This is a genomic window from Megamonas hypermegale, assembly GCF_900187035.1.
In the GTDB taxonomy this organism is placed as follows: Bacteria; Bacillota; Negativicutes; order Selenomonadales; family Selenomonadaceae; genus Megamonas; species Megamonas hypermegale.
In genome coordinates this window covers 1,811,115-1,836,672 of sequence record NZ_LT906446.1, presented here as the reverse complement: position 1 = coordinate 1,836,672, position 25,558 = coordinate 1,811,115, and the positions used below count along the sequence as shown (strand labels likewise).

Here is a 25,558-nt window from a genome sequence, read left to right as displayed (position 1 = left end):
TATTATTAAAAGAAAGGTTGTGTTATTAAGGAGATGAACAACAAACCTATAATGAATAGGGGTCTGAAAAACAGACATATACAGCTTATTTCTCTGGGAGGAATTATTGGTAGCTGTTACTTTTTAGGTACTGGCTATGTACTTGAACAAGCAGGACCTGCTTCTATACTAGCTTATTTATTAGGCGGAATGGTAGTATTATGTGTAATGCTATGTTTGGCTGAACTTGCAGTTGCTCAGCCTGTATCAAGTTCTTTTGTTACGTATGCAAATGACCATATATCACCAACTTGGGCTTGTGGTGTTGGTTGGGCATATTGGCTTAATTGGGTAGTTTATGTACCGGCAGAGATGATTGCCGCGGGAATAATAATGAACCAGTTTGTTCCAGAGGTCAGCCAGCTGTGGTGGGCTGTATCGTTCGGTTTAGTAGTAACGTTTATAAACCTATTCAGTGTAGGTAAGTTCGGTGAAAGTGAATTTTGGTTATCAATTATTAAAATAACAGCATTAATTATTTTCAGTATCATTGCTTTTGCAATTTGTATGGGTTGGGCTGGTGGAACTGGTGAACCTATTGGTACAAAAGTTTTATTAGGCAGTGGCGGATTTGCCCCACATGGATATTGGGCAATTATCATGACCATGGTTATTATACTTGTTAATTTCCAAGGTTCAGAAATAATTGGCTTAGCTGCTGGAGAATGTAAAGACCCAGCAAAAAGTATTCCAATAGCAGTTCGCAATGTTACATGGAGAATTATTGCTTTATATATAATTCCGATTACGCTTCTTATTTCAATTTTACCGTGGGATGAAGCTAGTTTAACTGAAAGTGTGTTTGCCGCAGCAATGCATCGTTATGGTTTTGATTATTTTGGTTATATGTTTGCTTTTGTAATCTTAACAGCAGCTATTTCTTGTTCTAATTCAGGATTATATGGTGCAGGAAGAGCATTACATGGTCTTTCTAAACACGGCATGGCACCTAAATTCTTAGGTAAATTAAATCATAATGGTATGCCACAGAATTCCATTATTGTTTCAATCTGTGCTTGTTGGCTTGTAATTTTGTTATATACTATAGATACAAGTGAAACAGCATATACTTATTTATTAGCTGTTTCTGGTTTTACAGGTGCGATGGCATGGATTTCTATTTGCTGGAGTCAATATAATTTCCGTAAAAAGATGATTGCAGCTAATAGAGAATCTGAATTAAAATATAAAACGCCGTTTTTCCCATATGTTACTTTAATTGGTATTTGGGTACAGGTATTTTGTTTAGTTGTAATTGCTTTTACAGATGAACTTCGTTCTACACTTTATGTTGGTGTACCGATGATGGTTGTACCGATGATTATCTTTAAATTAAAGCAAGTAAAAGCACATAAAACGGCAGTAATACGAAATAAAGGTGAACTATAAAAATAAAAGCTGTACAGATTTTTCTGTACAGCTTTTTTAAATGGGAACCTTCTTTATGACAATATTTTCGACGGTTTTTTTTATACTAAAAATATCCTTGCCAAAAGAAGCTTCAACAGCGGCGACAACAGAACCTTCAACAAGTGGAGCGTTGGCAATTTTAATTTTACTGATATCTTTGTTGTCCTCATCTAACATGTCTATAACCATTTCTGTTGTCAAAACAGAGCTACCTAAATCAGTGAGAATTAATACGCCTTCCGGACCATTTACTTTTTCTATGGCAGATTTTATTTTTTTCATGTCTGTGCCTAATTTGCCGTCTGATGTGCCACCTGCAGCGATGATTTTTAGTGCAGGGTCTGCCATTTGGAGAGCAAGCTCTTTAGTTCCTTCAGCAATTAAGAAACTATGAGAAACGATTACAAGTCCAATCAATTCAAGCACACCTTTATAATTTATTATGTGGATAAAACTAAATATTCCATAATAATGATATGTTATTTGCTTTTAAGTGTCAATCTAGTAAAATTTTATTAATATTTATTTTATTATAGGAAAAAAATGATATCAAATATTTATTAAATATGTTGCATAACTACAGCGGCGGTGGCATAATTGGAATATATATGGTTTTTGATTTTGTTTTTCGGAGGAAATGTTTATGGTATTATCGGCGCAAACTAAATTAAAAATTTTTATCGTAGCATTAGTAGTGGTAATAATAGGAATAGGAGGTTGTATAGCATATTTTAATTTTTATGTTAAAACTCCAGAATATACTTTAAAAGCAGTTCAAGAAGCCGTAGAAACTCATGATATAGACGAATTTAATAAATACGTAAATGTAGATACTGTTGTAGCTGGAGTTACGAATAATATGTTAGATGCAATCATAGCTTCACAGAATAATTTACCAGAAGAAGCTAAAGTGGCTATGAATAGTTTGGCAACAATGTTTAAAGCACCACTTGTCGCAAGTTTAAATGATGGTCTTAATACTTTTGTAAAAACAGGTAGTTGGGAAGCTACAGAAGATGTAAAAGACAGTCAAGGTGCTATGATTAATTCAAAAATGATTTTAGACCAAACTGGACTGATGGATTTAACTTATTTAGGAACTGACTATATCAATATTGATGAAGAAAATGGCACAGCTCAGGCAGGTATAAGAACACAACAAAATGAAATTAATCAACCATTTGTTTTTCAAGTGACTTTAGAAGAACAGCCAGATGGTTATTGGAAAGTTGTTAGTGTAGATAATTTTGCAGATTTTATAAAGTTATTACAAGATGGAAGAAAAGCATATATTGAAGAATATTTAAATAAAACAGCAACTGTTTTGAATGATAAAGAAAAAACATTGACAGAAAATGAAGCTAAATTGAATGCTTCGTTAAAAATGGGTGTACTTGGTGATGAAAAATCTCGTATGGAATTAAAATCAACGATAGAAAGTACTATTTTGCCACAATTAAAAGAAGTACAAGCAAATTTACAAGAAGTTAATGTTCCGAAAGCAGCAGAAACTTTGCATAATTTACGTTTAAAAGCGTGTGAAAGTAAAATTGCATACTATGAAAATTATGCAAAATGGTTAGAAAATAAGGATATAAAAACATTGCGAGAAGCTACAGACAATATGAAAAAAGCAAAAACTATGGAACATGAAGCTGAGTTATTAACAAATAGAATTCAAGGACAATTGAGTTAAAAATAAGAAGGCAGTAATAAATGAGTTGCATGAAATAGTAAGTAGAAAACTATTTAGAAAGTGCATATCAAAAAGCTGCCTTTTTTTATTAATCATGTTCTTGTCGAATGTTTTTATATATTTTATAATATGGGGCGAGGTGAAATTTCGATGATAAAAAAAGAAGAAATAATATTACTTTATAATTTTAAAGATAAAACTGAATTAGAAAAATTAAAAGCATTGCTTGAAAAATTAAAGATAAAATTTATAGTTGCTGATGAAAAAGCATATCAGCAAAAAGTCGGTTATTTATTTGGTTTAAAGGGCTTTAGTGAAACTGAAGACGATGGAACTGTTTTTGATTTCAAATATGAATTGATGATGTTTCATAATTTTTCTAGAGCTCGTTTAGATAGTGTATTGAAAAAAATGCGTGAAGAAGAAATAAAAGTACCTATTTGCAAAGCTATAGTTACATCTTTTAATCGTTTTTGGAAATTGCGTCGTGTTTGTGAAACCATGGAAAAAGAACATCTTTCTATGAGTAAAGAGAAAAATTAAAAGAAAGGTGAATTTTGTTGGACGATAAAAATTCTTGGCATAGAAATGATATACCTAAAAATGATGAACCGACTAGATTTTTAACAAAAGAAGAAATGGAACAGTTGGAACAAGGTATATTTGAAAATGCAAATTCTGACAAAGCAGAAAAAAAGGCCTCTAATATAAAAATAGAAGATTTGCCAAAGCAAGAAAAAAATTTTTCTGTAAAAAGTAAAAAGCCAATAAAAGAAAAAATAAAAAAATATATTAAGAGATTGCTTTTGACAGTGGTGTTTGTTGCAGCGGGAATAGCTGGTTTTTATTTATCTTTTTCATGGAGTTTGCATAATCAAAGTGAACAAAATGCTAAGGAATATGATGTAAAACAATTAGAACTTAGACAGCAGAAGCTAGATGAACAAGAAAAAGATTTGGAAATGCAAATAGCTCAATTAAAACAGGAAAAAGATGAGTTGTCTAAAAAGCATGAAGAGGTATCAAAGGATAAATCTTTTTTAGTTGAGTTGATAGATAAATTTACAGGTAAAGATGCTGAAGATAGAGCTACAGCAGATGATTTACAAAATAAAATAACTAAATTAGAACAAAATTTAGATGATATGAATTTACAAATGGATAAATTAAAAGATGTAAAAAATCAAGTGGATGATTTGAAAGTAACAGCTCAAAAGGAATTAGATGAACATAGAGATGTCATTGATACAGTAAAATTTCAAATAAAAGAGATGGCAGATGATTTTTTACAAAAATAATTTTAAGACAGAGTTTTCTCTGTCTTTTTTTGTATACAGAAAAACTATGCAGTACAATGAAAAGAAAATAGATAGATATTAAATTAGTTAATAACTATAAATAATTGATATTAATAGAAATCATAAAAAACGTTGATGTTTGTTTTTATATTTATTAATGTATAAATATAATAAAAAAATTTTTAACTTTAATATAAATCCTTTGATGTATAAGCTTTTGTTTAAAGTATACATTTTTGAAATATGCATAAATATATTGACATGATAGTGACAAGTTTATATAATGTAAAGTGCACTTTTTAAATAAAAGTCGTATTTAAAACACATTTGTCTTTTATTTGGAAAAGCAGTTGTAAATATAAATAGTAACTTACTATTGTGTATAAATGTATTGTTTTGGAGGCGATTATTTTGTGTAGAATAGGTTCAATAAAAAGTAAAGTACCTGTTAGCCCAGCAAAGGCTTTGAAATTAATGATTCCTCAACAAGAGGGTCATGATAACTCTGGTTTTGCCATGGTAATGAAAGATTTGTACGGTATTTTTTCCGATTATAAGGATAAGCCTCTGCTTTCACTTGCTTGCACACAGCGTGGTGCTGAAATGGTTGAAGAATACATGGATAGCCATAACTTTGTACAGTTGTCAGAATGGATTCCAGTTCCAGATAAACAACCAGGACTTGATATTCAAGCTATGCCTTATTATATTTTCCGTAATTACGATTATCCAGAATATTATCGTGATAAATCTGAAGATGAAAAAGGCGAACTCTTACTTGATACAAGACTTGCTCTTCGTAAAATATTAGAAGAATCTGGTAATGGTTTTGTATATTCTTTCTGGCCAGATGTACTTACATTAAAAGAAATTGGTGATCCTGCTGATATTGCTACATATTTCCATTTATGGAACGAAAATGGCTGTTTACTTGCTAAAAATATTGTGGCACAGTGTCGTCAAAATACGAACTATGATATCGTTCGTTATGCAGCTCATCCATTCTTCTTACAAGGTTATACACTTTGTGCAAACGGTGAAAATACATTTTTCACTAAAAATAAAGAGTTTCAAAAATCTTTACATCGTGGTTATATCGGTTTTGAATCAGATTCTCAAAACTTCTTATATACACTCCACTATGTATTACATGAACTCAAATGGCCGATTGAATATTATAAACACGTTATAACACCGCTCCCTTTTGAAGAAATTGATAAACGCCCAGATAAAGAAGTTTTGACAGCTATTCGTCAATCTCTTGCTAATCTGGAAATAAATGGCCCAAATACTATTATTGCTAACTTGCCAGATGGTCGTATGATGACTTGCTGCGATTCTAAAAAATTGCGTCCTGTAGTCGTTGGCGGCGATGAAAATATGGTAGCAATATCCTCAGAAGTATGCGGTATTAACGAAATTTTGCCAAATAGAGATATGAGTAAAGATATTTATCCTAATGAACGCGAAGTTGTTGTAATAACTAATGACCTGGAGGTTCAAAGATGGAAGCAGTAAGAACACAAGATATAAGCGTAAATGACTTAAACTGGAAAATAGAATATGATATGAACCGTTGCACAATGTGCGGTAGCTGTCTTGCTACTTGTACTTTTCATGCTATTGAAGCTGATGTGTTACGCATTGATAAAACTACTTCTGACAGTGCTTTTCCAGAACCAAAACACACACATAAAGCTGTTCCTGTAATAAAACAGATAAAAACACTTGCAAATGCTTGTGTTGGTTGCGGTATGTGCGAAAAAGTTTGTCCAAATGGCGCTATTCGCCCAGTAAGAAATGTAGATACAAGAAAAACACTTCTCTCCCGCGATAATGGTCCTATTAAACGTGGTGGTCGTACTAACTTAAATGCACAAAGAACACTCGATAGTATCGTAGTTGGTCGTATTTCTCAGATGACTGACCCTTCACTTGACTCTCAGCGTCATACTTTTGATATTCGTTCTCCATTTGGTCGTGTACTTCCAGCAAAACAATTGCCATTTAAAATGGAAAACGGCAAACTTGTTATGGACCATAAAGCACCTCCAGTAAGATGGATTTATCCACTTATTTTCTCTGATATGTCTATCGGTGCGCTCTCTACAAGAGCATGGGAAGCAGTAGCACTCGCATGTGCTTACTTGAATGAAAAATGCAACATTCCAATTCGCATGAGCTCCGGTGAAGGCGGTATGCCTAGCAAACTTTTGGAATCTGATTACTTAAAATATATGATTATCCAGATTGCTTCTGGTCATTTTGGTTGGAACCGTATCGTAAAAGCTTTGCCAAAAATGAAAGTTGACCCAGCTGGCGTCCTCATCAAAATTGGTCAAGGTGCAAAACCTGGTGACGGCGGACTTTTACAGGCTGCTAAAGTTGCAGAACACGTTCAAGCAATTCGTGGTGTACCAAAAGCTACACTTTCTTCTCCACCAAACCATCAAGGTCTTTATTCCATTGAAGAATCAGTACAGAAAATGCACTTATCCATGAATGCGGCATTTGGCTTTAGAGTACCTGTTGCAATAAAATGCGCAGCTTCAGCTACTTCCGTATCCGTATATAATAATTTACTTCGTGACCCTTATAAAATTTGTGGTGGTTTCTTCATCGATGGTATCCAAGGTGGTACTGGTGCGGCTAATGAAATTTCTCTTGACCATACTGGTCATCCTGTTGTTTCTAAAATCCGCGATTGCTATTTAGCAGCAGTAAAACAAGGTTTACAAGGACAAATTCCACTTTATGGTGGTGGCGGTATTGGCTTGACTGGTAATGCAGCAGCTGATGCATTCAAAATGATTTGCCTTGGTGCAAACGGCGTATTCTGCGGTAAAATCTTAATTCAACTTCTCGGTTGTATCGGTAATGAACATGGCCGTTGCAATGCTTGTAACACAGGCAAATGCCCAACTGGTATTTGTACACAAGATGCTCGTCTTGTTAAACGTCTTGATATCGATAAAGGCGCACAGAAAATTGTCGATTATGTTTTAGCTTTTGATGCAGAACTTAGAAAACTCATGGCTCCTATTGGTAACTCTTCACTTCCAGTAGGCAGAAGTGATGCTCTTGTTTCTACTGATAAAGCTGTTGCAGATAAACTTGGAATTCAGTATGTATGCTAATAGGTGAGGAGGAAAAAGCAAGATGTTTACTATAGATACTTTAGTTGGACATGAACGTATGTCCACACAAGATTTGCTCCTTGCTATTGGCGAGGCTGTAGCCAAAGGAGAAACTGAATTTGAAATACATGCTTCTGGTCAGCATGATATTGGCGGTCCATTATGGCATCCAGAAGGAAAGAAATTATTTTTCCATGTAACAAACGCTGGTCAGCGTGTTGGTTGCATGTGTCTTGATAATACAGAAATTGTTGTAGATGAATCTTCATCTGCCGATGTTGGTTGGCTTAATGCTGGCGGTAAAATCACTGTACGCGGTGATGCTGGTGATACAGCTGGTCATTGCTCCGCAGGTGGTAAAATTTACATCGGTGGTCGTGCAGGTACTCGTTCTGGTTCCCTCATGAAACACGACCCTCTTTATGAAGAACCACAATTATGGGTACTTAAAAATGTAGGTTCTTTCTCATTCGAATTCATGGGTGGCGGTAAAGCTGTCGTTTGTGGCGTAGATAGCGAAGAATTTGACAGTGTACTTGGCGAACGTCCATGTGTCGGCATGGTTGGCGGTACTGTATATTTCCGTGGTAAAATCCATGGTTACCCTGCTGATATTCGTTTAAAAGATTTAACACAAGAAGATATTGATTTCCTCAACAACAACATGGATGAATTCTTGGAATCCATCGGTAGAACAGAACTTCGTGATGAATTGTCTAAATGGGATGAATGGCATAAATTAGAAGCGCTTACTTTTGAAGAAAAACAAGCAGCAGCTAATAAACAACCAGATTTAAAATCCTTCCGTTTAAATGAATGGATAAAAGGCGGTATGTTCAGTGATGTTGCTGTTGATGATTTTGTTGTAAATCCTACAGTTGTTACTGGTCTTTATCGTCAGAGAGTTCCAAAATGGGAAAATGCAAAATTTGCAGCTCCTTGCGAATTCCATTGCCCATCAAATATTCCAACTCAAAAACGTTACAATTTAATTCGTCAAGGTAAATTAGAAGACGCAATTAAACTTGTGTTAGAATATACACCATTCCCTGGTTCTGTTTGTGGTAGTGTTTGTCCAAACCCTTGTATGGAAGGTTGTACTCGTGGCAATATTGATGAACCTGTACAGATTGGACCACTTGGTTATCTTTCCGCATTCACTAAAGTTGATGCACCAAAAGTTAAAACTGGCAAAAAAATCGCCGTTATCGGTGGTGGCGTAGCTGGTTTATCCGCTGCATGGCAGCTTGCTCGCAAAGGTCATGATGTAACGGTTTATGATGATGATAAACATATGGGTGGTAAACTTGAACAAGTTATTCCTCGTGCTCGTCTATCTCATGAACTTTTACAATCCGAACTTAAACGCATTGAAGATATGGGCGTTAAATTTGTACCAGAATGTAAAGTTAATGCAGAAAAATTCGCTGAAATCAGAAGCAATTCTGATGCAGTAGTTGTATCTACTGGTGGTCATAAATCCCGTTTCTTTAACTGGGAAGGCAAAGAAAAACTCGTTATGGGTCTTCAGTTCTTAAAAGCTGTAAACCGTGGAGATAATCCAAAAGTTGGCAAACATGTAATCGTAATTGGTTGCGGTAATGCCGGCATGGATACAGCTCGTGGCGCTTATGATATGGGTGCTGAAACTGTTACTTGTATCGACGTTCAGAAACCAGCAGCTTTTGATGAAGAAATTGAATACATTGAAAGCCGTGGCGGTAAATTAATTTGGCCATTCATGACAACAAAAATTACTGATGAAGGTATTTATGATGATAAAGGTCGCTTTGTTCCTGGCGATATGGTTATGGTATCTATCGGTGAAGCACCTATTCTTGATTATTTACCTGAAGATGATAGCATTAAAAAATTCCGTGATTGGGTTGTTCCAAATAACGACGCTTCCATTTTAGATGGCGTATTTGCTGCCGGCGACGTAATCAAACCTGGCCGTTTGACTGATGCTATTGGTTCTGGTCAAAAAGCAGCTTATTATGCTGATGCTTATGTAATGAATAAAGAAGTTGCTCCATTCCCTGAAAAGAAACAGATTAATAAAGACAATTTACACAAAGCATATTTTGATAAATGTCATCATTGCAATCTCGGTGACCCAGCAGACGATGTAAATCGTTGTATCAGCTGTGGTACTTGCCGTGATTGTGAAACTTGCCTTGAATCTTGTCCAGAAAAAGCAATTTCTCGTATTCAGCATTTAGATGGAACATTTGAATATGTTTCTGATGATAAAAAATGCATTGGTTGCGGTATTTGTGCTGGTGTTTGTCCATGCGGTATTTGGACTTTAATTGACAATCCAGAAAAAATCAAAATGTATAGAACTAAAGCAGAATAAATTTGACATAAAAAAGCTATCTGTTATACTGAACAGATAGCTTTTTTTATTGAATGAAAAAGTTATATGGTATTATAAACTTTTATTGAACGATTTATTAAGGAAGTGTAGTTTTATGAAAAAACCATTACTGATGAAAGTTTTGATTTTGTGTGTATTATTGGTGATTGGTGCTGTTTTTCATGTATTAGAAGTACCAGAACTCATAGTAGAATTCGTAAGATTTGCCGCAGTGATTGTTGCGCTCGTGATGATAAAACAAATTTTTGATTATTTACATGAAAAAAGAGAATGAAAAATTTTAGAGGAATTGAAAAAAATTTTGTGGAAATAAAGTATAGATGATTTTAAGGAGGTTTTATAAATGAATGAAATTGTAAAAGCCATGATAGAAAGAAGAAGTTGCCGCAAATATAAACCTGAACAGATTAAAGATGAAGATTTACAGACTATAATTGAAGCCGGTAAATATGCTGCTACAGGAAAAGGTTTGCAATCTCCTAAAATGGTAGTAATTCAAAATCCAGAAGTAATCGCTAAATTATCTAAATGGAATGCTGATATCATGGGAGTAAAATCTGACCCATTTTATGGTGCACCTACAGTTATTTTAGTTTTGGCAGATGCTACAAGACCTACAGCAGTTCAAGATGGTTCACTTGTAATGGGAAATTTAATGCTTGCTGCGCATAGTTTAGGTCTTGGTTCTTGCTGGATTAATAGAGCAAAAGAAGAATTTGAAACAGCAGAAGGCAAAGAACTTTTAAAACAATGGGGTATTGAAGGCGATTATATCGGTGTTGGTCATTGCGTCATTGGTTATCCGGATGGAGATTTGCCGAAAGCGGCACCGCGTAAGGATGATTATGTTATCACGATAAAATAAATATTAGGACAAAGCTTCCGAATACATTTTTTGTATTTGGGAGCTTTTTTTGTTGACTTTGAAAAAAAATTGCAGTAATATATGAAATACACACTGTAAATATGTAAACATAATATCACTTATAAAATCTATTATTTACGCAGTAATATTAATTTTAATTATATATTTGACGTTATGTATATATTTCAGTGTATATTTTATACAGTGGACTAAAAGTTTTGCAGGAGGGATTTTGGATGAAAGCATTAGAAGCTTTAAGCAATTTTATTTCTAAGTATATGGCGGCTTTTGTTATCATCGTGGCAGCGGTTGCCCTGTTTATGCCGTGGACATTTAAATGGGCGGCAGGTTATGTTACATATTTATTGGGTATCGTTATGTTCGGCATGGGGATGACGCTGCGTTTTGAAGATTTCAAGCTGGTTTTCCAGCGTCCGAAAGACGTACTTGTCGGAGCTGTGGCTCAGTTTACGATTATGCCGGGTCTTGCCTGGCTGCTCGCGACGCTTTTCCAGCTTCCGCCGGAACTGGCTGTCGGCGTAATTCTGGTCGGTACGTGTCCGGGCGGTACGTCTTCCAATGTAATGACGTATCTGGCACGCGGTGATGTGCCTTTGTCCGTATCCATGACGATGACGACGACAATTCTGGCACCGGTTGTTACGCCGCTTCTTACATGGTGGCTGGCCGGAGCATGGATTGAGATTTCTCTGGCGGCTATGATGATTTCCATCGTGCAGGTCGTTGTGGTGCCGATTGTTTTAGGTATTGTCATCAATAAATTATTCGGTGATTTTGTACGCAGAGCGATAAAGCTGCTGCCGCTTATTTCCGTAATTGCAATCGTGCTGATTGTCGGTGGTGTAGTTTCCGTAAGTTCGCAGCAGATTATGCAGACGGGACTTTTGATTATGGCTGTGGTAATGCTGCACAATCTGCTTGGTTATGCTTTGGGCTTTGCTGTAGCTAAAGCTTTGAGAATGAATTTGGCGAAATCGAAAGCTATATCTATTGAAGTCGGAATGCAAAATTCCGGACTGGCTTCTTCTTTGGCTTTAATGCACTTCGGTGCGGCAGCGGCAATTCCGGGCGCAGTGTTCAGCGTATGGCACAATATCTCTGGTTCGCTCGCAGCTAATTATTTAGCAGGCAAAATGGAGAAGGCGGAGAAAGCCAAAGCTGAAAAACTGGCGCATAATTAATCTCTTGCAGGGAACTTATGGATATGATATATTATTATTTATGATATACCTACAAGGGGAGTAGCTGAACGATTGCTATCGTCAATACGGGCAAAATGCCCCGGTACAGTCGGCAATTATTTTTGTAAGCAAGACCTTGTTCCATACGAATTTTTATCTGTATGGAACAAGGTCTTTTTATATTATATGAAGAAATAAAGAAAGAAGCGATGGAAAAGTGGAAGGTATATTTACTGCACCGTGGTTTGCGGCGCTCGGCAGTATCTTACTGCTGGATTTGATTTTGAGCGGCGATAATGCCATAGTTATTGCGATGGCGTGCAAGTCCCTGCCGGATGGTGAACGTTTGAAGGGCGTAATAATCGGCGGTGCGGGAGCTGTGATAGTGCGAGTTTGTCTTACACTGTTTGCTACGGAGCTTTTGGGACTTCCGTATCTGCAATTCATCGGCGGAGCACTGCTTGTATATATAGCGGTAAAACTGCTTATGGATAATGATGAAGATGAGGGCGGCGGCAAGCAGGCAACGACACTGTTTGCGGCGGTGAGGACAATTATGATAGCCGATTTTATTATGAGTCTTGATAATGTGCTGGCACTTGCAGGCGTTGCCAATATGGTGCCGGAGGCAAAATGGAGCCTTATTATATGCGGTTTGATGATTAGTCTGCCGATTGTACTTTGCGGCGCACAGCTTTTCATGCTGATAATGAAGAAGCTGCCGTGGCTTATTTATCTGGGCGGCGGAATTTTGGCATATACGGCAGCGGAAATGATGACGATGGATAAAGTAATCGGTGTTTATCTTGAAGATTGGAGTCTGATTATAAAAGTAGTTTTAGTAGTAGCTGTTTTAAGTTTCGGCTGGTTTAAAAATCACAGTATGTGTAAATGTCAATGATTGTTTGATTTAATTTAGGAGGAAAATTTTTATGAATATGTTAAAGACGACTGTACTGATGGCAGCCTTAATGGGTATTTTAATAGCTATCGGCGGAGCAGTCGGCGGCAGTACGGGTGCTCTCGTGATGTTTGTCGTTTCACTTGGTATGAATATATTTATGTACTGGAACAGTGTGGATATGTGCTTGAAAGCATACGGTGCACAGGAAATAACACGGGAAGATGCACCGAATTTGTATGATTTGGTGGAAAGACTTGCAAAAAGAGCGGAACTGCCGATGCCGAGAGTATGTATTATTGAAGCGGATGAACCGAATGCCTTTGCAACAGGCAGAAATCCGGAACATGCGGCAGTTGCCGTGACAACAGGTATTATGCGTGTTTTAAATTATGAAGAACTGGCGGGCGTACTAAGCCATGAATTGGCTCATGTAAAGCATCGCGATATTTTAATCAGCACGATTGCCGCTTCGATGGCGGGTGCTATTTCTATGATTGCCAACGTAGCGCAGTTTGGTGCTATTTTTGGCAGTAGCAACAATGATGATGAAGAAGGCGGCTCCAATATGGCTACTTTATTGGCAACGGCTATTATTGCACCGCTGGCGGCAGGTATTATCCAGATGGCGGTATCCCGTTCGCGCGAATACGACGCTGATGCCGAAGGCGGCAATATCTGCGGCAATCCGCTGTATTTAGCCAATGCGCTGGAAAAAATCGACTATTATGCAAAACATGGTGAAATGCCGAATGCCACACCGGCTACGGCACATATGTTTATCATCAATCCGTTTGAAGGTGCCGGCAAGAGACTGGCCAACATGTTTAGCACGCATCCTTTAACGGAAGACAGAATTGCAAGACTGCATGAACAGGCAAGTGAAAAAGGAATTACAACTGTATAACGGTAAAATAAAAAGGAACTCAAAAATTGAGTTCCTTTTTTTATGAAAATATTACTGACCGAGCAGTGCGAGCATGATACCGCCTGAGATAGCAGTGCCGAATACACCGGCGAGATTTGGTCCCATAGCGTGCATGATTAAGAAATTATTGCGGTTTTCTTCCTGACCGACTTTATGCGATACGCGGGCAGCAATCGGAACGGAAGCGATACCGGCGGAACCGATTAACGGATTGATTTTGCCGCCGCTGATTTTGTTCATAATGCGGGCGCAGACAACGCCGGAGGCAGTACCGAAAACGAAAGATACGAGGCCGAGGAAAATAATTAAGAGCGTCTGAGACGTTAAGAAAGTATCTGCACTCATTGTAGAACCGATAGCAATCGTCAAAACCAATGTGATAATGTTTAAAAACGGAGTGGAAATTGTTTCTGCCATACGGTCAAGCAGCAAACATTCACGGATTAGGTTGCCGAACATGAGCATGGTGATGAGCGGGGCAACCGGCGGCAGGAAAAGATTTACGATGATGATCATAACGACAGGAAATACGATTTTTTCCAAACGGGAAACGTAACGCGGCTGTTTCATGATGATTTTGCGTTCTGATTTAGTAGTTAAAAGCCGCATTACTGGCGGCTGAATAAGCGGCATTAATGCCATATACGAGTATGCGGCAACGGAAATCTGCGGCAGAAGATGCGGTGCAAGCTGGACTGTGGTATAAATTGCCATAGGACCGTCGGCACCTCCGATAATACCGATGGAACATGCTTCGGCAAGTGAAAATCCCATTAGTTTTGCCATAATGAGGGCAACGAAAATACCGAGATGAGCTGCTGCACCCAATATGACGAGTGAAGGATTGGCAATCATCGGACCGAAATCGGTCATAGCACCTACGCCTAAGAAAATAAGCGGCGGCAAAATGAGTGATTCTACACCCTGATAAGCGTAATGGAATAGACCGCCTTCTTCGACAAGGCCGGAACCCGGAATGTTGGCAACAATACATGAAAGTCCGATGCCTACGAGCAGAAATGGTTCATATTTTTTGATAATACCGAGATATAGCATAACACCGCCGACTAATATCATTATAATATTGCCGAATGACATGGACATTAGACCTGTTTGTAATAATAATGCTTCTAAAAGAGCGCCGAAATCTATCATAAAAATCACACTTCCCTAAATTTAATAATGGTCTTCCTCGTTGACTTCACCTAATTTGTTCAAATACGGGAATAGGTACAATACGGCACCTACTCCGCCGATAAATACAAAACTCAATATAAAGTCAATAATACTCAAGGAAAAAGCTCCCCATAAATCGTCAGATATCATCATAATGAATTATCTCCTTCCAAAATTATCCAAACGTTTGTTAGTTAAAAAACGTGTTCTGCGTTCAGCATTCTTCATTAAATGTTCCTTGCTTACAATACTTCTTTTGTGCATACCGTAGCCGATTTCGCCCTGTTCATCCCATGCTTCAATGCGAAGGTCGACTTCATGGTCTTCAATACTTACGATACTGACTTTTACCGTTAAAGTCATTCCCAGACTTGTAGCCGCCGTATGGGCGAATTTTATACTGAAGCCGATGCTTACGTAATCGTCCGGCAGATATTTATCGATAGTTTCCATAGAAGCGCGAATTGCCAAATCGATAATAGTCGGCGTAGAAAGAAACTGATTTAAATCTTTGGAATAAGCCGCTGCCGTATCGGAACGCTGGACAACTTTTCTAATCATAAAATTTTGTCCAACCGTTAATATTTCGTTTAAATCTAACATAGCAAACACCTCTTAGTATAAATTTAATGATAAAAATAATTTTTCTGATTAATAGATATTTTATTCGCTGTAGATGGAAATTATCCTTTTTATTATGGAAAAATATCGTTTTTATGTAGAATAAATTTCATATATGGCAGTTTTATAATAAATTGTTATGAAAGCCGCTTGACTATAATGTAAATAATAGCACTTTATATATAGCATGTCTAATGATATATAATATTAGAATAGATTACTAAAAGTTATTAATAAGGCATATTGAAGTATGAAAATAAGGTTTGAGAAAAATTTTATAAAAAAGATGAAAAAAAGTATTGACATGAAGTTCTGTTTTGGATATAATATTTTTCGTCGCTAATGAGGCGGCACAAAAACTGAAAAAACTTGTTAAGAATTTGAAAAAAATGCTTGACAGAATAAATTCAGTAAGATATAATACTTAAGCACTCGATGAGAGGGCATCACTTAAAAGAAAAAAACAAAGCCTTTGAAAAACAAATTAAAAAAAGTTGAAAAAAGTGCTTGACAAAATCTTCTAAGTGAGATAAAATAAACAAGCTGACTTTGAGAGGTCAGATGTTCTTTGAAAACTAAACAATGCACAATGTTTTCTAACAGACGAATGTGCGGTAATTCATGAAAATGAATTTACCTTTAAATTTCTTTTAAACAGATAATTAAGAGCCAATCGGTTCTTCGAAAAATAATTTTTTTGGAGAGTTTGATCCTGGCTCAGGACGAACGCTGGCGGCGTGCTTAACACATGCAAGTCGAACGGGGTGTTTATTTCGGTAAACATCAAGTGGCGAACGGGTGAGTAACGCGTAAGCAATCTACCTTCAAGATGGGGACAACACTTCGAAAGGGGTGCTAATACCGAATGAATGAGAGATGACCGCATGGATATTTCTCTAAAGGAGGCCTCTGAAAATGCTTCCGCTTGAAGATGAGCTTGCGTCTGATTAGCTAGTTGGTGAGGATAAAGGCCCACCAAGGCGACGATCAGTAGCCGGTCTGAGAGGATGAACGGCCACATTGGGACTGAGACACGGCCCAGACTCCTACGGGAGGCAGCAGTGGGGAATCTTCCGCAATGGGCGAAAGCCTGACGGAGCAACGCCGCGTGAACGAAGAAGGTCTTAGGATCGTAAAGTTCTGTTGTTAGGGGCGAAGGGCAACATTTTGAATAAGGGTGTTGTTTGACGGTACTTAACGAGGAAGCCACGGCTAACTACGTGCCAGCAGCCGCGGTAATACGTAGGCGGCAAGCGTTGTCCGGAATTATTGGGCGTAAAGGGAGCGCAGGCGGGAAGTTAAGCGGACTTTAAAAGTGCGGGGCTCAACCCCGTGAGGGGGTCCGAACTGACTTTCTTGAGTGCAGGAGAGGGAAGCGGAATTCCTAGTGTAGCGGTGAAATGCGTAGATATTAGGAAGAACACCAGTGGCGAAGGCGGCTTTCTGGACTGTAACTGACGCTGAGGCTCGAAAGCTAGGGTAGCGAACGGGATTAGATACCCCGGTAGTCCTAGCCGTAAACGATGGATACTAGGTGTGGGAGGTATCGACCCCTTCCGTGCCGGAGTTAACGCAATAAGTATCCCGCCTGGGGAGTACGGCCGCAAGGTTGAAACTCAAAGGAATTGACGGGGGCCCGCACAAGCGGTGGAGTATGTGGTTTAATTCGACGCAACGCGAAGAACCTTACCAAGACTTGACATCGACTGACGTACTTAGAGATAAGTATTTTTACTTCGGTAAACAGGAAGACAGGTGGTGCATGGCTGTCGTCAGCTCGTGTCGTGAGATGTTGGGTTAAGTCCCGCAACGAGCGCAACCCCTATACTATGTTGCCAGCACGTAAAGGTGGGAACTCATAGTAGACTGCCGCGGACAACGCGGAGGAAGGCGGGGATGACGTCAAGTCATCATGCCCCTTACGTCTTGGGCTACACACGTACTACAATGGGATGAACAGAGGGAAGCGAAGTCGCGAGGCAGAGCGGAACCCTAAAAGCATCTCTCAGTTCGGATTGCAGGCTGAAACTCGCCTGCATGAAGTCGGAATCGCTAGTAATCGCAGGTCAGCATACTGCGGTGAATACGTTCCCGGGCCTTGTACACACCGCCCGTCACACCACGAAAGTCATTCACACCCGAAGCCGGCTAAGGGCCGAAAGGAACCGACCGTCGAAGGTGGGGGCGATGATTGGGGTGAAGTCGTAACAAGGTAGCCGTATCGGAAGGTGCGGCTGGATCACCTCCTTTCTAAGGAGCATGCGTTACCGGAAGGTAAGGTATGAGTCGAGCACATTCGTAAGCATTGTTTGGTTTTGAGAGAATATCTCTCAATTGTTCTTTGAAAACTGCACAGAAGAATATAAATGCAAAAAACTAATTCACCAAAAAGAAAAGCAAATGCTTCTCTTAGAGTTTAGTGGATTGAACCAAGCATTTTAGGATTTAAAAAACATTAGCGAAGACAAAAGCAAATGACCTTAAGTAAGTTAAGTGAACAAGGGCATACGGCGGATGCCTTGGCGCCAAGAGCCGATGAAGGACGCGGTAAGCTGCGAAAAGGTATGGTAAGGAGCAAGCATCCAGTGACCCATACATTTCCGAATGGGGCAACCCATCATCAGTAATGTGATGATACGAAAGAGGCAGACCCGGGGAACTGAAACATCTAAGTACCCGGAGGAAAAGTAATCAAATGAGATTCCCTAAGTAGCGGCGAGCGAAAGGGGAAGAGCCCAAACCAGATAACTTCGGTTGTCTGGGGTTGAGGACCGGCAGAAAGAGGAAACTTCTTAGCCGAATGGTCTGGAAAGGCCATGCGTAGAAGGTGAAACACCTGTAGGCGAAAAGGAGTCAATCTGGCTGGTATCCAGAGTACTACGAGACACGTGAAACCTTGTAGGAAGCAGGGGGGACCACCCTCCAAGGCAAAATACTAATTGGCGACCGATAGAGAATAGTACCGTGAGGGAAAGGTGAAAAGAACCCCGGGAGGGGAGTGAAATAGAACCTGAAACCGTATGTCTACAAGCAGTCGAAGCACCTTAAGAGTGCGACGGCGTGCCTATTGAAGAATGAACCGGCGAGTTACATTATGTTGCAAGGTTAAGTGGGAGACACGGAGCCGAAGCGAAAGCGAGTCTTAATAGGGCGACTAGTAACATGGTGTAGACCCGAAACCGCAGTGATCTATCCATGGTCAGGTTGAAGCGCAGGTAAAAATGCGTGGAGGACCGAACCCGTGAGTGTTGAAAAACTTTGGGATGAACCGTGGATAGGGGTGAAATGCCAATCGAACGCGGAGATAGCTGGTACTCCCCGAAATAGCTTTAGGGCTAGCCTCAGGGAAGATTATAGACGGTAGAGCACTGTTCTGGTAAGGGGGCGTAAAGCCTACCGACCCTAGACAAACTTCGAATGGCTATAATTAAGACCCTGGGAGTCAGACTGCGAGTGATAAGACCCGTAGTCAAGAGGGAAACAGCCCAGACCACCGACTAAGGTCCCCAATGCTGTACTAAGTGGAGAAGGATGTAAGACTTCATAAACAACCAGGATGTTGGCTTAGAAGCAGCCACCATTAAAAGAGTGCGTAATAGCTCACTGGTCGAGAGGCCTTGCGCCGAAGATGTCCGGGGCTCAAGTACAGAACCGAAGTCGTGGCAGGATGAATAATTCTGGGTAGGGGAGCGTTGTGTATTCGACTGAAGGTGTACCGTAAGGAGCGCTGGAGGATACACAAGAGAGAATGCCGGTATGAGTAGCGAAAAGAACAGTGAGAATCTGTTCCACCGAAAGCCTAAGGTTTCCTGAGCAACGCTCGTCGACTCAGGGTAAGTCGGGACCTAAGCCGAGGCAAAAAGCATAGGCGATGGACAACAGGTTAATATTCCTGTACCGCTTCAAATCGTTTGAGCAATGGAGTGACACAGAAGGTAGCTTGAGCACGCGACTGGAAGAGCGTGTCGAAGGTGGTAGGTTGTGATATAGGAAAATCCGTATCATAAGACCGAGAGCTGATAGATAGACGATACTTCGGTAGAGTCAAATTCAAGTGAGCCATGCTGTCGAGAAAAGCTTCTAGTGAGAGATGGAGCGCCCGTACCGAAACCGACACAGGTAGGCGGGGAGAGAATCCTAAGGTGCGCGGGACAACCCTCGTTAAGGAACTCGGCAAATTGTATCCGTAACTTAGGGATAAGGATAGCCGGAGGGCGTGAAGGAACTTGCTTCCAGAGCGCAAGCCGGTGGCACAAGAGAGGCCCAAGCGACTGTTTAGCACAAACACAGGTGCCTGCGAAAGAGAAATCTGAAGTATAGGTGCTGACACCTGCCCGGTGCTGGAAGGTTAAGAGGAGGGCTTAGAGGCAACTCGAAGGCTTGAATTGAAGCCCCAGTAAACGGCGGCCGTAACTATAACGGTCCTAAGGTAGCGAAATTCCTTGTCGGGTAAGTTCCGACCCGCACGAAAGGTGTAACGACTTGGGCACTGTCTCAACGAGGGACCTGGTGAAATTGAAGTACCTGTGAAGATGCAGGTTACCCGCGACTGGACAGAAAGACCCCATGGAGCTTTACTGCAACCTGACATTGATGTTTAGTAAATAACGTACAGGATAGGTGGGAGACTGGGAAGTCTGGGCGTTAGCCTAGATGGAGTCGACGTTGGGATACCACCCTTTATTTATTGAACCTCTAACTGTAGGAGTAACGAAACTCAGGACAGTGTCAGGCGGGCAGTTTGACTGGGGCGGTCGCCTCCCAAAATGTAACGGAGGCGCCCAAAGGTTCCCTCAGCGCGAACGGAAACCGCGCAAAGAGTGCAAAGGCAGAAGGGAGCTTGACTGCGAGTCAGACACGACGAGCAGGTACGAAAGTAGGGCTTAGTGATCCGGTGGTTCCGAGTGGAAGGGCCATCGCTCAACGGATAAAAGCTACCCTGGGGATAACAGGCTAATCTCTCCCAAGAGTCCATATCGACGGGGAGGTTTGGCACCTCGATGTCGGCTCATCACATCCTGGGGCTGGAGCAGGTCCCAAGGGTTGGGCTGTTCGCCCATTAAAGTGGTACGTGAGCTGGGTTCAGAACGTCGTGAGACAGTTCGGTCCATATCCATCGCGGGCGTAAGAGACTTGAAGGGGGCTGCTCCTAGTACGAGAGGACCGGAGTGGACGGACCAATGGTGTACCAATTATCCCGCCAGGGGTACAGTTGGGTAGCTACGTCCGGAAAGGATAAACGCTGAAAGCATCTAAGCGTGAAACCAGCCTTGAGATGAGGTCTCCCAAAGCGTAAGCTTGAAAGACACCTTAAAGAAGATGAGGTTGATAGGCCAGGAGTAGAAGTTCAGTAATGAATGTAGCGGACTGGTACTAATAAGTCGAGAACTTAACTTAAAAGCTTGGTAGAGCAAGAAATTCTTCTGTGAAGTTTTGAGGGAACAAAACCTCAGAAAAAATGAATATCCGGTGATGATGCCTAAATGGAACCACCTGTACCCATACCGAACACAGTAGTTAAGCATTTAGAGGCCGAAAGTACTTGCATGGAAACGTGCTGGGAGGATAGGAAGTTGCCGGTTAGAAAAGGGCACTGGTTGTTCAGTGCTCTTTTTTTATATAAAATTTGACAAATGGATAGATATCGGTTATTCTATAGGTGAAAATAAAAATGAATATGAATAAGACATTGGTCAATTATGCTGAGATTTAAGCGATAAACTTTGTTGCACAACGCGACAGAGTTTATCGCTTTTTTATTTTTATTAATTTAGGAGGTTTTTATATGGGCTGGATGAATGTTATTTTAGCCGTTATCTGTGAACTTATTTGGGTGACGGGACTTAAGTATGCTAATGCTGCTTGGGAATGGGTATTTGTAGCGGTGGCATTGGGACTAGGCACGTATTTTCTGATTGCGGCGGTAAATACTTTGCCTGTCGGCACGGCGTATGCCGTTTTTGTCGGAATGGGGTCATTGGGAACTATTTTGGTGGAATTTTTTGTTTTTGGTATTGTGCCGGCTTTGACACAGATATTTTTTATCGTGCTGTTGCTGACCGGTGTAATCGGGCTTAAATTGCTGAAGGAATAAAAGTGGGGAGGATATAATTATGGAATGGCTGTATGTAATTGTCTCCGGTTTTTGTGAAGTGATGTTTGTAAATTATATGAATGTATGGCAGTTAAAGCGAAAAAAGCTAGCTATTGTGAAAATGTGTATGGCGTTTGGCATGAGTCTGTTTTTATTGCATTTGGCGATGCGTGTTCTGCCAATGAGTGTTACGTACGCTGTTTGGACAGGTATGGGAGCTGTCGGCGGTGTGGGCATAAGCATTATAAAATACGGAGAAAGTGCTGATTGGCGCAGGCTTATCTGTATTGCTATGATAATTTTTGCTGTTGTCGGTTTGAAACTTACGGCATGAAAATAAAGGATTTAAAATCGTTTATCCCGAAAAGATTATATGATTTAATTTTTTAGGAGGATAACAGATGAAAGCGCAAGCTTTATTCGTAGCACCGTTTAAAAAGCTAGCTGATTGTAAGATACATCATTGAATTTTTTGTTAAAATGAGATTTGATTAAAAGTAAATGATTGTTGTGCTAGTAAGACATCGAGTTTTTAAGCCAGCAGTATAATTATTTATATTCTTGATATTTAACCTCACTAAATATAAACTATTATACTGCTTTGAGAAATCAACTAGCGCAATAAGTAATGAATTATAAAAATAAATGAAAATGCGGTGTTTTTATGGAAAGCTGGAAAGATTATTTTGAAAAGAGGATACTGGACCGAGGACGCAGTTATTATAATAACGGAGCAGTTCAAAACCTGAGGAAAACGGCTGAGGGATATGAAGCGTATGTAAGCGGCACGGTGCGGTATGAAGTTGAGATTGAAATGGAAAACGGGAAAGTCGAATACATGTCCTGCGATTGTCCTTATGCCGACAGCGGCGAGAACTGCAAGCATATGGCGGCCGTTATGTATGCGATAGAAAAACAGGAAAACGGCACGATAGAATTAAACGGTAAAAGCGGAAGAAATAAACAAACGGCAAAAGAGAACTTGCAGGATATCGTGGACAGTATTCCGGAAGCGGAGCTTCGTGATTACGTTTATAATTTGGCGAAAGATAACAAGAGTATTGAAAATTATATAAGGATAAATTACGGCAGCAGCATTGACGCGGAATATATAAAAAATCTGAAGAAGGATTTGCGGGCGATTATCCGTCGATACAGCAATGATGGGTTTATTGCATGGGAAGATGCGTTCGATTATATATCGGACGTGGAGGCTTTTATGAAAACCAACATAGAGAGCATGATTGACAAGAACTTTCTTGTGGAAGCGTTTGAGCTGACCAATTACGTTCTCGATAAAATAACAAATCAGCCGATGGATGATTCGGACGGCGGAATAGTTGCCGTTGCCGGCGATTGCAAGAATTACTGGCTGGAAATCATGGAGAAAGCTGATGATAAAAGCAAGGATAAAATGTTTCGGTGGTTCAATAATAAACTTTTGAAACATCAATTAGATGATTTTATCGAAGATGTTGTATATGAATTTATTATGAAAAATTTTGCTGAAGAAAAATATCTGGAGAAAAAACTGGCACTGCTTGATGAATTTATAAAAGAGGACAAATTTAGTTATAATTACAGCAAATATATAGGTGAAAAACTGAAAATCATGCAGAAGCTGAATTATCCGGCTGAACAGATTAATTTGTATAAAGAGAGATACTGGAAGCTGCCGGAAATCAGAAAAGTTGTATTTGATGAATATATAGCGCAGGAGGATTGGCAGAAAGCCATTGAAATTTTAGAAGAAAGTAAAAAGCTGGACGAAGATAATTACCTGTTCATGGCAAGGTACCGCAAAAATCTGATTGAGCTGTATAAAAAAGTAGGTAATAAAAAAGCCTATAGAAAAGAATTGACGGAGTTTATATTTGATAGTTGCGGAAGCGATTTATCCCTTATTTATGAATTGAGGGAAGACTGTACGCCGGAGGAGTGGCTATCATACAGAGAAAAAATTCTGGCGGGAGAAATGTTGCGGGAAACAAAATTGGAATTGTTGGAAAAAGAGGGCATGTACGAGGAGTTATGGCAAGAAATTTTCGAGCGTGCTGAACTGTATGAGATTGACAGATATGAAAAGGTATTGAAAAAAATATTTCCGGAGCGGATGCTGGATTTATATGTTGATTATATAAGGAAAAATCAAATGAAAGTTTCCAACCGTGAGCAGTACAGTGATTTGATTAAATATTTAAAGAAAGTAACACTGTATTCGGGCGGCGAGAAGAAAGCAAAAGAGATTGCCGCAAACTGGCGCGATGTATTTAAACGCCGCAGAGCGATGATGGATGAACTGAATAAAGCTGGGTTTTAAAAATCAGATTTTTAGAAAGGAAAATGAAAATGCAGCAGAATGAAGCTTTACTCCATGCAGAGTCTTAATCTGCGATAACTGCATGGAGTAAATATATCGCAGCTAGGGCTCTGCAACTTGATGAATTTATCAAGAAGGAGCCTTAAAAATGAAATATATTAATGCAAATGAAATTTTGCCGAAACCGTTAATAAAAGAATTGCAAAATTATGTTCAAGGTGGATATGTCTATGTACCGATTAAAACGGATGAACGGAAAAACTGGGGCGAACAGTCCGGTTACCGTTTGGAGCTGGATAGACGGAATGAAAAAATACGGCAGGAATATAAAAACGGCGTATCTTTGGATATTTTAGCCGACAGATATTATTTATCCGTATCAGCTGTCAAAAAGATAATTTATAAAAAATAATTCTGTATTGTATTGTGGATAGAAAAACTTTGACAGGCATAATAATATAAGAAAAGAAAATAAAAGGAAGTGTTATTATGCAGCCAGAGAAAATTTATCCGCGAAAATATGATAAAACGACAGTTTATTTAAAAAATGTGGTCAGTGACCCGGAAATAATTGTCGGCGACTTTACGATTTATAACGATTTTGTTCATGACCCGCGTGATTTTGAAAAAAATAATGTATTATACCATTATCCAGTGAACCACGAAAAGCTTATAATCGGCAAATTCTGTTCGATAGCCTGCGGGGCGAAATTTCTATTTAACAGTGCTAACCATACGCTAAAATCTTTGTCTACATATCCTTTTGCGCTTATGTATGATGAATGGAATATGGATAAAAAAGATGTGGCTAAAGGTTGGGATAATAAAGGTGATATTGTAATCGGCAATGATGTATGGATTGGCTACAATGCGATTATTTTATCAGGTGTAAAAATCGGTGACGGTGCAATCGTGGCGACAGGAGCCGTTGTGACGAAAGATGTTAAGCCTTATGAAATTGTCGGAGGAATACCGGCAAAAGTAATTCGCAAAAGATTTTCGCATGAAGTAATAATAAAACTGCAAAAGATGAAATGGTGGAATTGGCCGGCTGATAAAATCAGAAGAAATTTGACAGAAATTCAAAATGGAATTTAATTGTTCATTTTTCTTTTGAAAGGTCAAAAGAAAAACGAACCAAAAAGAAAAGACCTTTTTAACGTTTCGCTTACGCTGCACTGGGCAAGCCTTCGTAGTCTTTCTATAAACATAGTCGGTACAACAGCTCGAAACATTTGGAATTTGGCTCGTGCCTTTTAGTTCCAGTAAGAACTCAATTTGAGTTATAAACACTGCTGTTGCTATTCATGCTAAAATTTTGTCTGCGTTGGGGATTTTTACGGTAGCTTTAGCTATTAAGAAAATGGTTTTTTAGCTCTGTTTTTAGTTTAAATGTTTGAGCGAAGCGAGTTTTTAAACGTTAGAGATAAAAAACCATTTTCTTAAAGTAAAAATCTCTTAGCAGTGCACGAACTAAAAGGTTTTAAGATA

At 39.3% G+C, this 25,558-nt stretch carries 21 protein-coding genes and 3 rRNA genes; 20 read left to right on the top strand and 4 right to left on the bottom strand.

Annotated elements, in window-relative coordinates; genetic code table 11:
- Positions 1–51 precede the first annotated feature (51 nt).
- A complete protein-coding gene (locus tag CKV65_RS08930; RefSeq protein WP_027890482.1) occupies positions 52–1,428 on the top strand; it encodes an amino acid permease in 1,377 nt (458 codons plus the stop codon).
- Between the two features lie 36 nt (positions 1,429–1,464).
- Here the strand turns inward: CKV65_RS08930 and dhaM are convergent, their stop codons facing one another.
- Entirely contained in the window at positions 1,465–1,875 is a 411-nt protein-coding gene (gene dhaM, locus CKV65_RS08925) for a dihydroxyacetone kinase phosphoryl donor subunit DhaM (protein ID WP_231922669.1), read from the bottom strand.
- A 217-nt stretch (positions 1,876–2,092) separates the two neighbouring features.
- Between dhaM and CKV65_RS08920 the strand changes: the two genes are divergently transcribed.
- The 11 genes from CKV65_RS08920 (at position 2,093) to htpX (ending at position 13,835) form a co-directional block, all read left to right on the top strand.
- Positions 2,093–3,145 (top strand): DUF2939 domain-containing protein, encoded by a 1,053-nt coding sequence (locus CKV65_RS08920; protein ID WP_027890480.1) that lies wholly within the window; start codon positions 2,093–2,095, stop codon positions 3,143–3,145.
- Between the two features lie 150 nt (positions 3,146–3,295).
- Complete coding sequence (locus tag CKV65_RS08915) at positions 3,296–3,688, top strand: DUF3783 domain-containing protein (protein ID WP_036254845.1); 393 nt, start codon at positions 3,296–3,298, stop codon at positions 3,686–3,688.
- A gap of 17 nt (positions 3,689–3,705) precedes the next feature.
- A complete protein-coding gene (locus CKV65_RS08910; protein ID WP_036254843.1) occupies positions 3,706–4,443 on the top strand; it encodes a hypothetical protein in 738 nt (245 codons plus the stop codon).
- A gap of 411 nt (positions 4,444–4,854) precedes the next feature.
- Positions 4,855–5,961, top strand: a complete 1,107-nt coding sequence (locus CKV65_RS08905; RefSeq protein ID WP_027890478.1) for a class II glutamine amidotransferase domain-containing protein — start codon at positions 4,855–4,857, stop codon at positions 5,959–5,961.
- Positions 5,949–7,580 (top strand): glutamate synthase-related protein, encoded by a 1,632-nt coding sequence (locus CKV65_RS08900; protein WP_027890477.1) that lies wholly within the window; start codon positions 5,949–5,951, stop codon positions 7,578–7,580. Before CKV65_RS08905 ends, CKV65_RS08900 begins: the two co-directional genes overlap by 13 nt.
- Before the next feature lie 22 nt (positions 7,581–7,602).
- On the top strand, positions 7,603–9,939 hold the full coding sequence (locus CKV65_RS08895; RefSeq protein ID WP_027890476.1) for an FAD-dependent oxidoreductase: 2,337 nt from the start codon (positions 7,603–7,605) through the stop codon (positions 9,937–9,939).
- 115 nt (positions 9,940–10,054) lie between these two features.
- Positions 10,055–10,234 (top strand): hypothetical protein, encoded by a 180-nt coding sequence (locus CKV65_RS08890; protein ID WP_036254841.1) that lies wholly within the window; start codon positions 10,055–10,057, stop codon positions 10,232–10,234.
- A 69-nt stretch (positions 10,235–10,303) separates the two neighbouring features.
- Entirely contained in the window at positions 10,304–10,825 is a 522-nt protein-coding gene (locus CKV65_RS08885) for a nitroreductase family protein (RefSeq protein ID WP_027890475.1), read from the top strand.
- Positions 10,826–11,061: 236 nt separating this feature from the next.
- Complete coding sequence (locus CKV65_RS08880) at positions 11,062–12,027, top strand: bile acid:sodium symporter family protein (protein ID WP_027890474.1); 966 nt, start codon at positions 11,062–11,064, stop codon at positions 12,025–12,027.
- 217 nt (positions 12,028–12,244) lie between these two features.
- The gene (locus tag CKV65_RS08875; RefSeq protein WP_027890473.1) at positions 12,245–12,928 is read left to right on the top strand and encodes a TerC family protein; all 684 of its coding nucleotides are present in this window, start codon (positions 12,245–12,247) and stop codon (positions 12,926–12,928) included.
- Positions 12,929–12,959: 31 nt separating this feature from the next.
- A complete protein-coding gene (gene htpX, locus CKV65_RS08870; RefSeq protein WP_027890472.1) occupies positions 12,960–13,835 on the top strand; it encodes a zinc metalloprotease HtpX in 876 nt (291 codons plus the stop codon).
- Between the two features lie 51 nt (positions 13,836–13,886).
- Here the strand turns inward: htpX and CKV65_RS08865 are convergent, their stop codons facing one another.
- From CKV65_RS08865 to CKV65_RS08855, 3 genes are read right to left on the bottom strand one after another with little or no spacing between them, the layout of a single operon-like run.
- The gene (locus tag CKV65_RS08865) at positions 13,887–15,011 is read right to left on the bottom strand and encodes a sodium ion-translocating decarboxylase subunit beta (protein ID WP_027890471.1); all 1,125 of its coding nucleotides are present in this window, start codon (positions 15,009–15,011) and stop codon (positions 13,887–13,889) included.
- A 21-nt stretch (positions 15,012–15,032) separates the two neighbouring features.
- Positions 15,033–15,185 carry a hypothetical protein gene (locus CKV65_RS08860; RefSeq protein ID WP_155909581.1) on the bottom strand — a complete coding sequence of 51 codons (153 nt, stop codon included), beginning with the start codon at positions 15,183–15,185 and terminating at the stop codon, positions 15,033–15,035.
- Between the two features lie 6 nt (positions 15,186–15,191).
- Positions 15,192–15,635 (bottom strand): thioesterase family protein, encoded by a 444-nt coding sequence (locus CKV65_RS08855; protein WP_027890470.1) that lies wholly within the window; start codon positions 15,633–15,635, stop codon positions 15,192–15,194.
- Positions 15,636–16,347: 712 nt separating this feature from the next.
- Between CKV65_RS08855 and CKV65_RS08850 the strand changes: the two genes are divergently transcribed.
- The 8 genes from CKV65_RS08850 (at position 16,348) to CKV65_RS08815 (ending at position 25,165) form a co-directional block, all read left to right on the top strand.
- A 16S ribosomal RNA gene (locus tag CKV65_RS08850) occupies positions 16,348–17,903 on the top strand.
- 237 nt (positions 17,904–18,140) lie between these two features.
- Positions 18,141–21,050 (top strand): 23S ribosomal RNA (locus tag CKV65_RS08845).
- Positions 21,051–21,118: 68 nt separating this feature from the next.
- Positions 21,119–21,235: ribosomal RNA gene (gene rrf / locus CKV65_RS08840) — 5S ribosomal RNA — on the top strand.
- The 16S, 23S and 5S rRNA genes sit together here, the layout of an rRNA operon.
- A 203-nt stretch (positions 21,236–21,438) precedes the next feature.
- Positions 21,439–21,747, top strand: coding sequence for a DMT family transporter (locus CKV65_RS08835; protein ID WP_027890533.1), 309 nt, complete (start codon positions 21,439–21,441; stop codon positions 21,745–21,747).
- 19 nt (positions 21,748–21,766) lie between these two features.
- The gene (locus tag CKV65_RS08830) at positions 21,767–22,081 is read left to right on the top strand and encodes a DMT family transporter (RefSeq protein WP_027890532.1); all 315 of its coding nucleotides are present in this window, start codon (positions 21,767–21,769) and stop codon (positions 22,079–22,081) included.
- Positions 22,082–22,411: 330 nt separating this feature from the next.
- A complete protein-coding gene (locus CKV65_RS08825; protein ID WP_027890531.1) occupies positions 22,412–24,067 on the top strand; it encodes an SWIM zinc finger family protein in 1,656 nt (551 codons plus the stop codon).
- Between the two features lie 148 nt (positions 24,068–24,215).
- Entirely contained in the window at positions 24,216–24,479 is a 264-nt protein-coding gene (locus CKV65_RS08820; protein WP_027890530.1) for a CD3324 family protein, read from the top strand.
- Between the two features lie 77 nt (positions 24,480–24,556).
- Entirely contained in the window at positions 24,557–25,165 is a 609-nt protein-coding gene (locus CKV65_RS08815; protein WP_027890529.1) for a CatB-related O-acetyltransferase, read from the top strand.
- The last annotated feature ends 393 nt before the right edge of the window (positions 25,166–25,558 follow it).